Annotated in this window: 8 protein-coding genes; 7 read left to right on the top strand and 1 reads right to left on the bottom strand. The window is 36.7% G+C overall.

The genetic code is table 11. The features are described 5' to 3' along the window. Positions 1-10: 10 nt before the first annotated feature. The 4 genes from LUA86_RS13925 to LUA86_RS13940 all read left to right on the top strand — a co-directional run bounded on the left by LUA86_RS13925 (position 11) and on the right by LUA86_RS13940 (position 9,146). On the top strand, positions 11-2,845 hold the full coding sequence (locus LUA86_RS13925) for a glycoside hydrolase N-terminal domain-containing protein (RefSeq protein WP_231463735.1): 2,835 nt from the start codon (positions 11-13) through the stop codon (positions 2,843-2,845). A 3-nt stretch (positions 2,846-2,848) separates the two neighbouring features. After that, a complete protein-coding gene (locus LUA86_RS13930) occupies positions 2,849-6,358 on the top strand; it encodes a malectin domain-containing carbohydrate-binding protein (protein ID WP_231463737.1) in 3,510 nt (1,169 codons plus the stop codon). Between the two features lie 235 nt (positions 6,359-6,593). Continuing rightward, a complete protein-coding gene (locus tag LUA86_RS13935) occupies positions 6,594-8,159 on the top strand; it encodes a sodium:solute symporter (RefSeq protein ID WP_231463739.1) in 1,566 nt (521 codons plus the stop codon). A gap of 54 nt (positions 8,160-8,213) precedes the next feature. After that, positions 8,214-9,146, top strand: a complete 933-nt coding sequence (locus tag LUA86_RS13940) for a dihydrodipicolinate synthase family protein (protein WP_231463741.1) — start codon at positions 8,214-8,216, stop codon at positions 9,144-9,146. Between the two features lie 87 nt (positions 9,147-9,233). Here the strand turns inward: LUA86_RS13940 and LUA86_RS13945 are convergent, their stop codons facing one another. Further along, positions 9,234-10,103, bottom strand: a complete 870-nt coding sequence (locus LUA86_RS13945; protein ID WP_231463743.1) for an AraC family transcriptional regulator — start codon at positions 10,101-10,103, stop codon at positions 9,234-9,236. 229 nt (positions 10,104-10,332) lie between these two features. Between LUA86_RS13945 and LUA86_RS13950 the strand changes: the two genes are divergently transcribed. The 3 genes from LUA86_RS13950 to LUA86_RS13960 are packed head-to-tail and all read left to right on the top strand — an operon-like array spanning position 10,333 to position 15,848. Beyond that, entirely contained in the window at positions 10,333-11,964 is a 1,632-nt protein-coding gene (locus tag LUA86_RS13950) for a fucose isomerase (protein ID WP_231463745.1), read from the top strand. Between the two features lie 5 nt (positions 11,965-11,969). Beyond that, positions 11,970-12,644, top strand: coding sequence for a DUF3826 domain-containing protein (locus LUA86_RS13955; RefSeq protein WP_231463747.1), 675 nt, complete (start codon positions 11,970-11,972; stop codon positions 12,642-12,644). A 33-nt stretch (positions 12,645-12,677) separates the two neighbouring features. Next, a complete protein-coding gene (locus LUA86_RS13960; RefSeq protein ID WP_231463749.1) occupies positions 12,678-15,848 on the top strand; it encodes a TonB-dependent receptor in 3,171 nt (1,056 codons plus the stop codon). Positions 15,849-15,854 lie beyond the last annotated feature (6 nt).

Raw genomic sequence — 15,854 nt, forward strand, 5'->3', positions numbered from 1 at the left:
TATTTAAATAATGATTGATTTAAACCCAAACACATTTTTTATAAAGATAGTAGTACTACTTACATTGGTATTGTGTATTCTTTCTGTTGATGTGAAAGCCCAAAATGAATCTTTATGGTACAAAAAACCAGCTTCAAAATGGACTGATGCATTGCCAATTGGTAACGGCAAAATGGGTGCAATGATTTATGGCGGTGTAAATACCGACCAAATTCAATTTAACGAAGAAACACTCTGGACAGGAAAACCTAGAAATTATAACAAAAAGGGTGCATCGGCACATTTACCGCAAATCCGGAAATTATTATCAGAAGGCAAGCAAAAAGAAGCTGAAGAATTGGCGCAAACACAGTTTATGGGTTTACAAAGTGAGCCCGGTAATCGCGAAGCGTGGGTTAAAGAAATTAAATCAGGAAAAGGAATTGAAGGAAATCCTGCACTGCCAAATTATGATGATAAAAATTGGAAGCGATTAAAAGTTCCATCATATGAAGGTTGGGAAGCTGTCGGCTTAGCTAATTTGGATGGTGCAGTTTGGTTTAGAACAACATTTAATGTGCCTTCAGATTGGAAAGGGAAGGACTTAATTTTGGATTTGAATAGAATCCGCGACCAGGATTTTACCTACATCAACGGGAAACTGGTTGGTAATACTGATAATCTTGAACCTCGAAAATATACCATTCCGGCAGCTTTAATTAAGGTTGGCAAAAATGTAATCGCTATTCAGGTTTTAAACTATTACGATAAGGGCGGCATAGCCGGATATAAAGACACCAGCAGAAAAATTGGTATTTATCTTCAGGGTGGCTCCATTGAGCAAGGTATTTCTTTAGTTAAAGAATGGCAATATAAAATCCAAAATCAAGAACCCCCAGCAGTTGCGCAATATCAAGCCAGTTATCAGCCATTCGGCGATTTAAAACTAAATTTTAAACATGGAAATGGAGAGATTACTAATTACAAACGCTCATTAGATTTAAAAACGGCTATCGCAAAAACAAATTATACGGTTAATGGAGTTGATTTTGAACGTGAATATTTTGCAAGTGCGCCAGATAATGCCATAGTCGTGCATTTAAAATCAAGTAAGACTGGTTCTATCAATTTATCAGCTGCGCTATCCAGCCCGCATTTAAAAACTGAAATTGTGAAGATTGATGCGCAAAGTATTTCAATGAAAGTTCAGGTAAAAGACGGCGCATTAAAAGGTGAAAGCTACTTAAGCGTAACCTCAAAAAAAGGTTCTATAAAAATTACGGATAACAAAATCAATATTGAAAAGGCTGATGAGGTAACTTTTTACCTTACGGCGGCAACCAATTTTGTTAATGCAAGTGATGTTTCAGGTAATCCTAAACTGAAAAATTTGGTTTATCAACTCGGGATAGCCGGCAAAGGCTATGAACCCATAAAACAAGCCCACATTAAAGAATATCAATCGTATTATAACGCATTTAGTGTAAATTTTGGTCAATCTGAGCAAGAGCATTTACCAACTGACGAGCGCCTGGAGAAATTTGCACAATCAAACGATGCTGCTTTTGCAGCGCTTTACATGCAATACGGACGATATTTATTGATTTCAAGCTCAAGACCAGGCACTCAGCCTGCAAATTTACAAGGCATTTGGAACGATTTATTAAGCCCGCCCTGGGGAAGTAAATATACAACCAACATCAATCTGGAAATGAATTACTGGCCAGCTGAACTTTTAAATTTATCAGCCATGCATGAGCCATTATTTAAGAAGATTGAAGGCTTATCTATTAAAGGTACTGAAACGGCGAAAGATTATTATAATGCAAAAGGCTGGGTTTTACATCACAACACCGATATATGGAACGGTACAGCCCCAATTAATGCCTCAAATCATGGAATTTGGGTAACAGGTGCGGCTTGGTTAAGCACACATTTGTGGGAGCATTATCAATTTACAGGAGACAAAGAATTTCTTAAAACTAAAGCTTATCCATTAATGAAAAAATCTGCTGAGTTTTTTATAGATTTTTTAGTGAGGGATAATAAAACCGGTTGGCTAATTAGTACACCATCGAATTCGCCCGAAAATGGTGGTTTGGTTGCAGGTCCAACTATGGATCATCAAATCATCAGAACATTATTTAAGGATTGTATTGAGGCCTCAAAAGCATTGGGTATTGATGAGGAATTTCGAAAATCTTTAAAAGAAAAGCTGGAAACGATTGCGCCAAACCAGATTGGAAAACACGGACAATTACAAGAGTGGTTAGAAGATAAGGATGATACGACAAATAAACACCGCCACGTTTCGCATTTGTGGGGTGTTTACCCGGGAAATGACATCACCTGGGATAAGGATAATAAAATGATGAATGCTGCAAAGCAATCTTTGTTATACCGTGGTGATGATGCTACAGGTTGGAGTTTAGCCTGGAAAATTAATTTTTGGGCTAGATTTAAGGATGGCGACCATGCCATGAAACTGATAAAAATGCTAATTAAACCTGCAAATAATGGTGCTGGTTCTTATGTAAATCTTTTTGATGCCCATCCACCTTTTCAAATTGATGGAAACTTTGGCGGTGCAGCAGGTATAGCAGAAATGATTGTGCAGAGCCATCAGGGTTATCTGGATATTTTACCCGCTTTACCAAATAACATTCCTCAAGGACAAATACATGGACTATGCGCCAGAGGCGGATTTGAGGTAGATATAACGTGGACTAAAGGTAGGCTTACATCGCTAATTGTGAAATCAAAAAGTGGTGAGGACTGTAGAATTAAATATAACGATAAATCGATTGAATTTAAAACGAAAGCCGGAGAAAGCTACAGTTTGAATGGAGATTTAAAACTTCAATAAGTTATGAAGAATAAGAGCGGATTATTGATTTTTTTGTTTCTTTTTTTGCTTGCGAATACCTACGCTCAAAGTGTTAGAAAAACAATTAATTTAAATAAAGAATGGCTTAGCATAGCTGATGAAAAAAATATCAATGCTTACAACGGTTTTCAAATTGCGGGTTTTAAAACTAAAAATTGGCAAAGTGTAAATGTTCCACATAATTGGGATCAGTACGAAGGTTACCAGCGAAAACTTCATGGCAATAAACATGGTTATGCCTGGTATCGTAAATCTTTTAAAACAGCTGAAAAACCTAACGGAAAACGCTTTTTCTTATATTTTGAGGGCGTAGGTTCTTATGCTACAATATGGTTAAATGGTGAAAAAGTTGGTTACCATGCAGGTGGAAGAACGACTTTTACGTTAGATGTAACTTCAACGATAAAATTAAATAATCAGACTAATGTTTTAGCGGTAAGGGCAGACCATCCTGCAAATATTCAGGATTTACCTTGGGTTGATGGCGGCTGTTCAACTGAACGTGGTTTCTCTGAAGGCTCGCAGCCGATGGGGATTTTTCGTCCGGTGCATTTGATTATTACAAATGATATTAGAATTGAGCCTTTTGGAATTCACATCTGGAATGATGATAAAATTTCAGAAAAGTCTGCGGTTTTAAATACTGAAAGTACAATCAAAAATTACAGCGCATCATCAAAAGAAATTACCGTTTTAAATCAGCTTATTGATGCCGATAAGAAAATTGTAGATGAACAAAAGACTAAGCTTTTACTAGCGTCTGGCAAAGAAATCAATGTAAAACAGAAAACAAAAGAGCTTTTAAATCCAAAACTCTGGTCTTTGGAGAACCCATACCTATACACTTTAAAAACCACAGTTTTATCTCACGGAAAAATTATTGATGAGCTAAATACGCCTTACGGGATTAGATGGATAAGTTGGCCGATAGGGGATAATTCAAATCAAAAGGTGTTTTTATTAAACGGGAAACCTGTTTTCATAAATGGAATTGCTGAGTACGAGCATTTAATTGGACAGAGCCATGCTTTTAGCAGTGAGCAGATAAAATCCAGAGTTATGCAAATTAAAGCTGCGGGTTTTAATGCTTTTCGAGATGCGCACCAACCTCACAACCTCGAATATCAAACACATTGGGATAAAATGGGGATTCTATCCTGGACACAAATGGCCGCACATATTTGGTATGACACGCCGGAATTTAGAAAAAATTTTAAAACGCTTTTGGTTGATTGGGTTAAGGAACGCAGAAACAGTCCTTCTGTTGTGCTTTGGGGTTTGGAAAATGAAAGCACCTTGCCCGAAGATTTTGCTAAAGAATGCACAGAACTGATTAGAAAACTCGATCCGACTGCTTCTTCACAAAGAAAAGTAACAACTTGTAACGGTGGCAAAGGAACAGATTGGGACGTTCCGCAGAACTGGACGGGAACTTATGGTGGTAATCCGCAAACCTATGGTGATGACTTGCAAAAACAGGTTTTAGTAGGCGAATACGGCGCCTGGCGAACAATAGATTTGCATCATCTTAATGCCGGAGCAAAAGGTTATACGGAAAATGCAATGACGGATTTGATGGAAACCAAAGTTAGGCTGGCAGAATCTGTTAAGGGTAAAACTGTCGGGCATTTCTTTTGGTTGTACAGCTCGCACGATAATCCGGGTAGGGTACAAGGTGGAGAAGGTTTAAGGGATATTGACAGAATTGGCCCGGTAAATTACAAAGGCATGTTTACACCATGGGAAGAACCAACCGATGTTTTTTACATGTTTAGAGCCAATTATGCACCAAAACAAACCGAACCAATGGTTTACATTGTTTCTCATACTTGGCCTAATCGATGGAACAAGCCTGGTGTAAAAGATAGTATCGTAATTTATTCTAACTGTGATGAGTTAGAGCTTTTTAACGATTTTAACCATGAATCTTTAGGTAAACAGAAACGTAATGGTATCGGTACGCATTTCCAATGGAATAAGCCAAACATACAATATAATCTGCTTTATGCGGTTGGATATGTAAACGGAACCGCGGTTGCTAAAGATTTAATCGTGTTAAATAACTTACCAAAAGCACCTGGTTTTAACAATCTTTTAGACCACAAAACAGATGTGATTTCAAACGAAACCAATTATAATTATGTTTATCGGTTAAATTGTGGTGGTCCGAATTATGTGGATTCAAAAGGTTTTAAATGGTTTGCCGATAAAAATTTAAGCGATATAAAAAGTTTTGGTTCAACATCGTGGACGGCAGATTTCAAAGGCATACCTTCTTTTTTTGCTAGTCAGCGAAGAACATTCGACCCAATAAAAAACACAAAAGATTGGCCACTTTTCCAAACTTTTCGGTATGGAAGACATAAGCTAAAGTATCATTTTCCATTACCAGATGGTGAGTATTTGGTAGAGCTTTATTTTATCGAACCCTGGCTAAATACGGGAGGTGGTATGGATGCTAAAGGCATGCGATTATTTGATGTGGCTTTTAATCATCAAACGGTTATAAAGGATTTAGACATTTGGAAGGAAGCCGGACATGATGCTGCTTTGAAAAAATCAATAAAATTCAAGGTTAAAGGTGGAGCCTTGGATATTTCCTTTCCGCAAATTAAATCGGGGCAGGCTGTGATTTCTGCTATTGCGATAGCAAGTTTAAATAAAAGCATCAAGCCTGCTCAACCATCTAAATCTATAATTAATGTAACTGATAATATTTTAACAGCCGATTGGTTGGATATTGGCGATATACAATACACTGATGAAACGATTGAGTTTATCACTTTACCTTCAAATCTTTTCGGTTCTGAATGGATAAAAACATCTAATAAGAAAAGAGAGAAAATACATTTTAGCCTTAACGAAACTGCCGATGTTTTTGTAATGATTGATGTTGCTGCAAAAGATAAATTAGATTGGCTAACCGATTTTGAAGATACCAAAACCCTTGCGGAGAACAGTTTAAACACAAGCTTTAAGGTCTATCGTAAAAGATTTAACAAAGGCGAATCGGTAATGCTAGGCATTAATCCTTCAAATGCTTCAATGTATTCGGTTGCGGTTATGCCTCCGAGTGAATTAGAACCTGCCTACGATTTGAAAACGACAAGCAGCTATAAAGCTACTGATGCTAAACTGATTGGAAATGGTATTGTTAAAGAGGATTTAATGGGTAAACAAAGGGTAACTTTTAAATCTGCATCAAAAGATATTTTGGAATGGAGTTTTTGGGTTGGCGTGGCAGATACCTATTCTTTAACGATTAAATACCATAATCCTCTTGAGAAAATAATTAAAGCAAAACTCGAATTTCTATCTGCTGATGGTACTTTAATGAAAACCGAAACGGCTGAATTTGCACCAACAAAAGCAGGTAAATGGAATTATTTTAATACAAATACCGGAACAATGATAAATGCCGGAAATTATAAATTAAGAATTTTAGCTGTTGATACCGGAGGATTATCAATTGATGCATTGGATGTTCAATAGGAAATCTGTTGCTTAGTCATCTCTTGCGGGTTTCATGTTGCCAGATATAAGTTTCCTGTTTTCGGTAACATATTGTATACGTCTTTGCTAAATTTAAACCACGATAGGTAACTCACAACATGTAACGGTTAATAGATAAAGATAATATCATACAATATGTGGCAAAAATCTTATATTAATATAGCTAACTAGCCTTGCATATTTGTTTTAACCAAATTAATAAACGAGCCAACCGATGATGAAGGGTTTACCTGTATTCGATCTTGCAATAATCTTCATCTATCTTGTTGGAATGATATTGGTTGGTGTTTATTTCTCCAGAAAAAACAAAAATTCCGAACAGTTTACAAAAGCTTCGGGCCTCATTCCCGGATGGGCAATAGGTTTATCAATTTATGCAACATTTTTAAGTAGCAATACATTTTTGGGCGTACCGGGTAAAGCTTTTGGCGGCAATTGGAATGCATTCGTTTTTAGTATCTCTATGCCTTTAGCCGCTTGGATAGCTTCAAAATATTTTGTTCCTTTTTATAGAAATACCGGTGAAATATCAGCCTATACGCATTTAGAGCATCGCTTTGGTGCATGGGCAAGAGTTTATGCTGTAGTTTGTTTTTTGCTTACACAATTAGCCAGAATGGGTTCTATTTTCTTCGGAATTGCGTTAAGTCTGCAGGCATTAACTGGTTATTCCATGCAAATGATAATGGTTGTAATGGGTATTTCAATTATTATCTACACGGTTTTAGGTGGTATAGAAGCAGTTATATGGACGGAAGTTGTGCAAGCTGTGGTGAAAACTTTTGGCGCTTTGCTCATCCTATATTTAATTATCACCAATATGCCCGGAGGCGTATCAAAAGTAATCGAAATAGGTAAGGCAAGCGATAAATTTAGCCTGGGCAGTTTCGCTCCTGATTTTGTTGGATCATCATTTTGGGTGGTGTTGCTCTACGGTTTTTTTATCAACCTTAATAATTTTGGGATGGACCAAAACTATGTGCAACGTTACCATACAGCATCATCAAGTAAGGCGGCTTCTAAGTCAATTTGGCTATGTGTTTGGTTATACATTCCGGCTTCATTGTTGTTTTTTATTATAGGATCTTGCTTGTATGCGTATTATGATGTTAATCCAGAATTGGTACAATCCATTAAACATCAGGTTGCGATAGAAAGATTGCCTATAAGTGCATCTGCATCAGAAATACTTGCCATGGAAAATAGCCTGAAACCAGCAGATTATGGCGATAAAATTATGCCACATTTTATGGTGACTAAAATCCCGGTAGGTTTGGTAGGTTTAATTGTTTCTGCAATCTTATCAGCAGCTATGAGTACCATTAGCTCTGGTATGAATGCTTCGGCAACGGTATTTTCGGTAGATATTTACAAGCGATACATTAAGCCAGATATAACGGAAAAGCAAAATTTATCGCTATTACACATTGCAACGGTCGGTTTTGGTTTAGCGGGCATGATTGCGGGTATCGCTATGATTGGCGTAAAAAGTATTCTGGATGTTTGGTGGCAACTTTCCGGTATTTTCGCGGCCGGAATGTTAGGCTTGTTTTTACTCGGAATAGTAAGCAAAAAAACTAAAAATCACGAGGCTATTATTGCCACAATGTTAGGGATAATAGTTATCATCTGGATGACACTATCTAGCTTTTTGCCTGCTGATATAGAAGCTTTTAGATATCCGTTGCATCAAAATATGATAATTGTAGTTGGCACTTTAACAATTTTTTTAGTGGGCGTTGCCTTAACCAAAATAAAAACAAAAGAACGAGCTACTTAATGGCTGGCAAATCTTTTTAGCAATATTTAATTAAAAATTATCCTTTACAAAATAATGGAAAACTCACAAAAAGGGTTCATCCCGGTTATGCTTACACCTTTTTTAAGCAACGGAAATATAGATTATCCGGCACTAACCCAACTTACCGAAATCTATTTGCAAGCTGGTTCGTCGGGTTTGTTTGCCAATTGCTTATCGAGCGAAATGTTCGAATTAACAGATGTTGAGCGTATTGATGCCATAAAACATGTTATTAAGGTGGTTGGTGGGGCTGTGCCCGTTGTGGCAACCGGAACTTTTGGTGGAGAAATTTCGAAGCAAGCAGATTTTGTTAAGCATGTAAACGATACAGGAGTGGAAGCTGTTATTGCAATTACAGGTTTGCTTGCTGATGAAAATGCTGAGGATAATGTTTTTGATGATAATGTACATCAGCTTTTAAAACAAACCGATAATATTCCTATCGGATTTTACGAATGTCCTGTTCCTTATAAAAGGATTATAAAACCTCAGCAACTGGCAGATTTTGTTTCAACCGGAAGGGTGATTTATCATAAAGATACCTGCTTGGATTTGGCCCAGATTAAAGAAAAAATCAAGCTCACTAAAGATCATAACTTTGGTTTATACGATGCTTATATCGTACATGCATTAGACTCTTTAAAAGCTGGCTCCGCAGGTTTGTCATGCATTCAGGGTAATTATTTTCCTGAGCTTATTGTTTGGCTCTGCGATCATTATAATGATGAATCATTAAAGGAAGAACTGGAAGTTGTGCAACAGTTTTTGATTGATAATATGGATGTTATGCATAATGTATATCCGCTGGTATCTAAGTATTTTCTTCAAAAAAGAGGTTTGGATATTTCAACTTTTACCAGACGAGATGTAGGTAATTTTACACCTGATGTAAGGAAAGGAGTGGAGAAATTATTTGATGATTATACGGCCTTAAGGAGCGATTTGAATATTCAGGTTTACATTTAATTCTCAAAAGATTTAATTCCTTCATTGCGAAGCACGAAGCAATCTATCTTGTGAGATTGCTTCGTGCTTCACAATGACGTAACCGACCTAATTCAAATATTTCCTTTTATAATCAAGCGGAGTCATTCCGGTTACTTTTTTAAAGTGCCTGTAAAAGTTAGATACATTATTAAATCCACAGTCAAAACAAATCATTTCAGTGGGTAACTTATTTTCAATTAGGAATCTACAAGCATGGCTCACTCGTATTTCAATCAGAAAATCGTAGTATGTTTTCTTGGTCATCAGTTTAAAATAACGACAAAAAGAAGTTACACTCAGGTTGCTTAAGGATGCAACTTCTTCTAACGTGATGTCTTTTTTATAATTGCTAAGCGTGTAGTTGCAAATTTTATTGATACGGAGTGTTTCAGATTCGTTAGATTGGTAAAATGTATTAGAACTTGCTACAATGCTTTCAAATTCGTCTGTTTCTGCCAAGGTTTTTAATATGGATAGTAAAATAATGATTCTGTCGATATTTGTTGCATCAACAGCATTCGTCATTAATTCTATTAGTTTTTGTTTTGCCTCGCCATTAATAACCATACCACTTTTAGCCTTTTCGAATAATTTGGGGATAAGATAAGCTTCCGGTAAGTTGATTAAATATTTGCCCAAACAATCTGGTAAAAAATGGATAACCATTGCTTCTGTATTCAGGTTGGTGTTGTTTTGAAAATATTCATCTTTACAGCGCCAGGTATGCGGTAAATTTTCGCCGATTAACACCATTTCTCCTGGCTCAAAATTGCTGATGTTATCGCCCACAAAACGAACCCCTTCGCCTTTAATAACGTAGTGCAATTCTAACTCCGGATGGTAGTGCCAGATGTTACCAAAATTTGGCTTTTTATCATGCCGAATACTAAAAGAACTTTGCAGCGTTACCGGAACTTTATGAAAATGAGGTTTCATGATTTTTAGTAAAAATATTTGGTTAAAATATTCAATGGATTATGGCGAAACATAAACGTATCTTGGCTAAAGATAGCTGCTTTTAAGATAATATCCTATATTAATTAGATAAAAACTATCATAAATTAACTATTTTGATTGTTGAGTTTTGTATATAGCCACTCAGGCTCAAACCAAAATATAAACCGGCAAATTATTTTAATATAAATATTTTGTTCATTAATGAATTATGAAGCACGCAAAATTGAGCGAAATTTTACTTGTTTGCAGTGGTGATTTACGGCTTTCAGCTAACCAAAATTGCTGGACCGCTCAACACGAAATGGAGCAAAAATTAACAGCCGAAATTGAAAAATTTGGTTGGTCGGTTAAGCGTGCTCATGCTTATGATTCAAGCAAAAAACATGGTTTTATAGATTCGCAAAGAATGGGCATTGATATCTTTAGAAATATCGACCCAAAACAACCAATAATTGTTGCCGAAAGTGTTTGGCAATATTCCCATCATGTACTTGCAGGTTTAACCACACATCAAGGACCGATTTTAACCGTTGCAAACTGGAGCGGACAATGGCCGGGTTTAGTTGGCATGCTAAATTTAAACGGCTGTTTAACCAAAGCCGGTATTCCATACAGTACACTTTGGAGTAAGGATTTTAAAGACGATTTCTTTAACCAAGGTTTACAGGAATGGTTATCTACAGGTACAATCACTTACAATCAAAACCATGTTCAAAGTTTTGATTTAAGTATAATACCAGCTGCTGATGATAAAAAAGGCAGAAGTTTTGCCAGCAACTTAAGAGAACGCAAAGTTATTATGGGTGTTTTTGATGAAGGTTGTATGGGCATGTATAATGCCATCATTCCTGATGAACTTTTACACAAAACCGGTTTTTTTAAAGAACGTTTAAGTCAATCGGCACTTTATGCGGCTATGTTAGAGGTTACAGATGCAGAAGCTGAAACCGTTTTAAACTGGCTGTTAAAAAAAGGAATGACTTTTAACTGGGGAACTGAGGAGGAAATTCACCTTACAAAAAATCAAACCTTATCACAATGTAAAATGTACATCGCGGCTTTACGCATTGCAGATGAGTTTAGTTGCGATACAATCGGGATTCAATATCAGCAAGGCTTAAAAGATTTAACCGTTGCCAGCGATTTAGTTGAAGGTTTATTAAATAATGAAGATAGGCCACCTGTTTTCTCTAAAGTGGGTAAAGAACTTTATGCCAAACAAGCATTGCCTCACTTTAACGAAGTTGATGAATGTGCAGGTTTAGATGCCTTATTAACTTATAAGCTTTGGAAAGAGCTTGGCATGACCGGCGAAAACACCTTACATGATATACGCTGGGGCGAACATTACACGGGTGAGGGAATTGATGACTTTGTTTGGCTGTTTCTGATTTCTGGCGCAGCACCTCCGGCCCACTTTATTAATGGTTATGCAGGTGCAAGCAGTGATAGACAACCAGCCATGTATTTTAGATTAGGCGGTGGCTCTTTAAAAGGCATCAGTAAGCCTGGTTTTATTGTATGGAGCAGGGTTTACGTAATGGATAATGAGTTGCATTGCGATTTAGGTGTAGGCGAAGTTGTTGCCCTGCCTGATGCCGAAACGCAGAGGAGATGGAACAATACTACACCAGAATGGCCAATTATGCATGCCGTTTTAAAAGGCATTACCCGCGACCAAATGATGGCGAGACACAAGGCGAACCACATACAGGTAGTTTATACAAATTATGAAGCCAGTGCACATGAAGCTTGCAGAATCAAAGCTGCAGCATTGGATGAGTTAGGCTTAAAAGTTCATTTTTGTGGTGATGTAAAATTGATTGAAAAAAGAAATTAAAGGATATGAGATTAGGGATTATAACAATATTATTTACGGCGTTTATTTCTGTTAATGCAAATGCGCAAAGTAATTTATCGGCAGATGAAAAAGCTAAATATGTAAAGGCAATTACAGAACGTGCCGATAAAATTGTAAGCACATTAGAAATTGCGGATGCCAAAAAAGTAGAATTGGTTAGAAATACAATAAGAGACCAATACAGCAATTTGAATGATATTTACATCGTTCGCGATGCTAAATTGAAAGAGATTAAAGAAAAAAATGCTGATAATAAAGTAGAAAGAGATTCGGCAATAGCAAAACTTAATCGTTCTACTGAAGCTTCCTTGGCAAAACTTCATAAAAAGTACATCAGTAAACTTCCATCTAATTTAAATGAAAACCAGATAGACAAAGTTAAAAACGGTATGACTTACAATGTTTTGCCTATTACTTATAAAGCTTACCAGGAAGAAATTTTAACCTTAACAGATGCACAAAAGAAACAAATATTAATCTGGTTAACCGAAGCCAGAGAACACGCTATGGATGCAGAATCATCAGATAAGAAACATGCCTGGTTTGGCAAATACAAAGGCAGAATTAATAACTATTTATCAGCCGCAGGCTACGACTTAAAAAAAGAAGGTGTGGAGTGGGAGAAGAGAAGAAAAGCAGCTGCTGAAAAAGCAAACTAACCGAATAGATTAAAAACTAACCAAATCATAAATATGAAATTAAAATTTTTACGCAAATTTTCATGGTCCTTACTGGTTGCAATGCTTGTAAGTACAGTTCTTTTTGCACAACAGCGCCAAATTACTGGTAAAGTTGTAGATAAAAAGGACGGACAGCCGGTACCTGGAGTAACCGTTGGTATTCGTGGCAAAACTAATAATGTGAGCACCAATGATAGAGGTGAATTCTCTTTAGTTGCCGATCCGGCTACTGATGCATTGGTGTTCTCGTACATTGGCTATGTTAGGCAAACGGTTCCATTAGCTGGCAAGACAAACATCACTATTAACTTTGAAGAAGATAACAAAAATTTAGATGATGTTGTTGTTGTTGGTTATGGAACAAAGAAACGTTCAGAAATTTTAGGTTCTGTTGCAACTATTACAGGTACTGAAATTCAGGATGTTCCGGCACCAAATTTAGCAGGTGCTTTAAGAAATAGAATTGCCGGTGTTGGCGTTTCGCAACTTTCTGGTCGCCCGGGTGCTCCAATAACTATAAACATCCGGAATTCAAGTGTTTCGCCCACATTGCAGGGAACAGATGCTGGTGGAACTTCGGAACCATTATACATTGTGGATGGAATTACGGTTACCAGAGATGCTTTTGATAATATTGATGCATCAATGGTTGAAAACATGACTTTCTTAAAAGATGCTTCAGCCGCTATTTATGGTGCATCGGGTGCAAAAGGTGTTGTTTTAGTAACTACTAAAAAAGGTAAAGTTGGCAGACCAAGCATTACCTACAATGGTTATGTAGGTATTTCTGATGCTGCAAAAACTCCAGAAATGTTATCCGGCTATGAGCATGCTAAATTGCTAAATGAAACTTATAGCATTCAAAATGCAAATGCCTCTGCCTATTTTTCTCCAGAGGATTTAGAATATATTAAAACATTAAATTACAAAAGCTGGTACGATGAACTTTGGCAACCTGCAACTACCCAACGTCATAACATAGGTATTTCTGGTGGTAGTGATAAGATTACTTTTTTTGCCGGTGGCAGTTATCAAAGTGAAAATGCGAACTATGCCGGAATGAAATTTGATAAATACAGTTTCAGAAGCGGTGTTGTGGCAACCTTAGTTGAAGGATTAAAAGCTGATATCAATTTTAACGTAGATTACGGAACAAGGGTTCAGCAACACAATGCAAGTGATACTGATGCTAACTTTTTTGAGAAACTAGTAACTACACCAAGGTGGGTGCCTATTAGTATTAACGGTAACTATGTTAATTATGTAGGTTTTCAAAATAATAATTTAAACCCTGCTGCGCAAGCAGAATCTGGCTACTACAACAATCGTAGCAATAAAGGCTACCGAATAAATGCAAGTTTAAATTACGAGCCAACATTCTTAAAAGGTTTTTCTGCAAGATTACAGATATCTCAGGCAAGTGGTTCTGCAAAGAGCACACAATATATTCCGCCTTACAGATTGTACAATTATGCCAGAATGGGAAACAACAGCTTATTGTTTACAGATCAATTAGTGAATACTTCAGCAACGTCCTTTTTTGTTGAGCCAACAAGTGCAAGTGCTGCTACAATTACACCAGGCGTTTCAGAAAACAATAGTTATCAAGGTTTCTTAACCTTACAATATGGCAGAACGTTTGGAAAACACACCATGAACTTATTGGTTGGTGGCGAGCAAAGCGAAGGTAATTCGCAGGCTTCAACGGTTCGTTATACAAATCAATTAATACCAGGCATAGATCAATACTGGGCTTTTGATGCATCAACCTTAGCTCGTCAGGATTTTTCAAGAACAACGACTTCAAAACGTTCTGGCTTTGGGCGCTTAAGTTATGATTATGATAAAAAATATCTATTAGAAGTAATTACCCGTTTAGATGCTTCATCTCAATTTGCAACCGGAAATCGTTGGGGTGTATCTCCTAACGTAGGTTTAGGATGGGTTGTGAGTCAGGAAAAATTCTTTAAAGATTCTAAATTTTTAGGTTTTGTTAATTTCTTAAAATTAAAAGCAAACTGGGGTATTACCGGTGATGACAGAATTGGAACTCGCTTATGGCAAGATAGATTCCTGATTGATGTAACAAACGGATATCTTTATGGAAACTCTACGCAAAACAGCTTAAACCGTTCTCGTTTAGCTAATCCGGATATTACCTGGGAAAAGAAACAAACCTTAAATATTGGTTTAGAAACTTCGATGTTTAACAATAAGTTAGATTTTAGCGTTGAGGTTTTCAGAAATTACAATTACGATGCGTTTGATTTAGGTGGTAATAACTTATATCCACAATATTTTGGAACAGCAGCACCTATTATTAATTATAGAGAAACTTACAATTGGGGTTCTGAATTTAGCATTGGTTACAAAGCAAAATTAGCAACCGACTGGAATTTAAACGCAAGTATTAACTTCTCGTATGGTAATTCAGTTGTAGATAAAATACTTTATGCTCCCGGAAATTTATTTAACAATGTAGCTACCGATTGGCTTATAGATTTCGGGACAGATCCTCGTGTATATAACTCAAGTAACATTGGCTTAAAAACTATAGGTATGTTCAGAACACAATCTGAAGTTGATGCTTTCATGGCTAAAAATCCAAATTACAGAGTTTATGATCGCATTCCACAGGCAGGTTGGTTATACTATGAAGATACCAATGGCGATGGTGTAATCTCTGATAGTGATATGCTACCTATGTTTAAAAATACTAATGCGTTCTTTGGCGGTGGTATTAACTTAAACCTAACCTATAAGAGTTTCGCCTTAAGCACTAACATTAATGCAAGGTTTGGTGGTAAAGTTTTCTATGATGGAAGATCGAGAACAGCTCCGGCAGAAAATAGAAACGTTTTAACAATCTGGCAAGATCGCTGGACACCGGAAAATCCGATGCAAGGAAAGTATCCTCGTTTTGATGACCCATCTTTAGCTAGAAATTCTGATTTCTGGGCAGTTGATGGAACAACTATTCGTATAAACACGATGACTTTAAGTTACAAAGCTCCGGCAGGATTTACCAGAAAGATAGGTTTTAGTGGTGCACGCGTTTTACTTACCGGTAACAACCTGTGGACAATCGTAAACCCACTTCCTTACAAAGATCCTTACACTTCAAGTGCATGGGATTATCCTATCCTAAGAACAATATCTTTAGGTTTAAGTCTTAACTTATAATTTTTT

The sequence above is a fragment of the Pedobacter sp. Leaf132 genome, from assembly GCF_920984695.1.
Classification (GTDB): Bacteria; Bacteroidota; Bacteroidia; order Sphingobacteriales; family Sphingobacteriaceae; genus Pedobacter.

What these genes read in the sequence shown, in the direction of transcription:
- LUA86_RS13940 (WP_231463741.1), top strand. Translation starts at nt 8,214, where the DNA reads ATGGAAAACTCACAAAAAGGGTTCATCCCGGTTATGCTTACACCTTTT.
- LUA86_RS13960 (WP_231463749.1), top strand. Translation starts at nt 12,678, where the DNA reads ATGAAATTAAAATTTTTACGCAAATTTTCATGGTCCTTACTGGTTGCA.
- LUA86_RS13950 (WP_231463745.1), top strand. Translation starts at nt 10,333, where the DNA reads ATGAAGCACGCAAAATTGAGCGAAATTTTACTTGTTTGCAGTGGTGAT.
- LUA86_RS13925 (WP_231463735.1), top strand. Translation starts at nt 11, where the DNA reads ATGATTGATTTAAACCCAAACACATTTTTTATAAAGATAGTAGTACTA.
- LUA86_RS13945 (WP_231463743.1), bottom strand. Translation starts at nt 10,103, where the DNA reads ATGAAACCTCATTTTCATAAAGTTCCGGTAACGCTGCAAAGTTCTTTT.
- LUA86_RS13955 (WP_231463747.1), top strand. Translation starts at nt 11,970, where the DNA reads ATGAGATTAGGGATTATAACAATATTATTTACGGCGTTTATTTCTGTT.
- LUA86_RS13935 (WP_231463739.1), top strand. Translation starts at nt 6,594, where the DNA reads ATGATGAAGGGTTTACCTGTATTCGATCTTGCAATAATCTTCATCTAT.
- LUA86_RS13930 (WP_231463737.1), top strand. Translation starts at nt 2,849, where the DNA reads ATGAAGAATAAGAGCGGATTATTGATTTTTTTGTTTCTTTTTTTGCTT.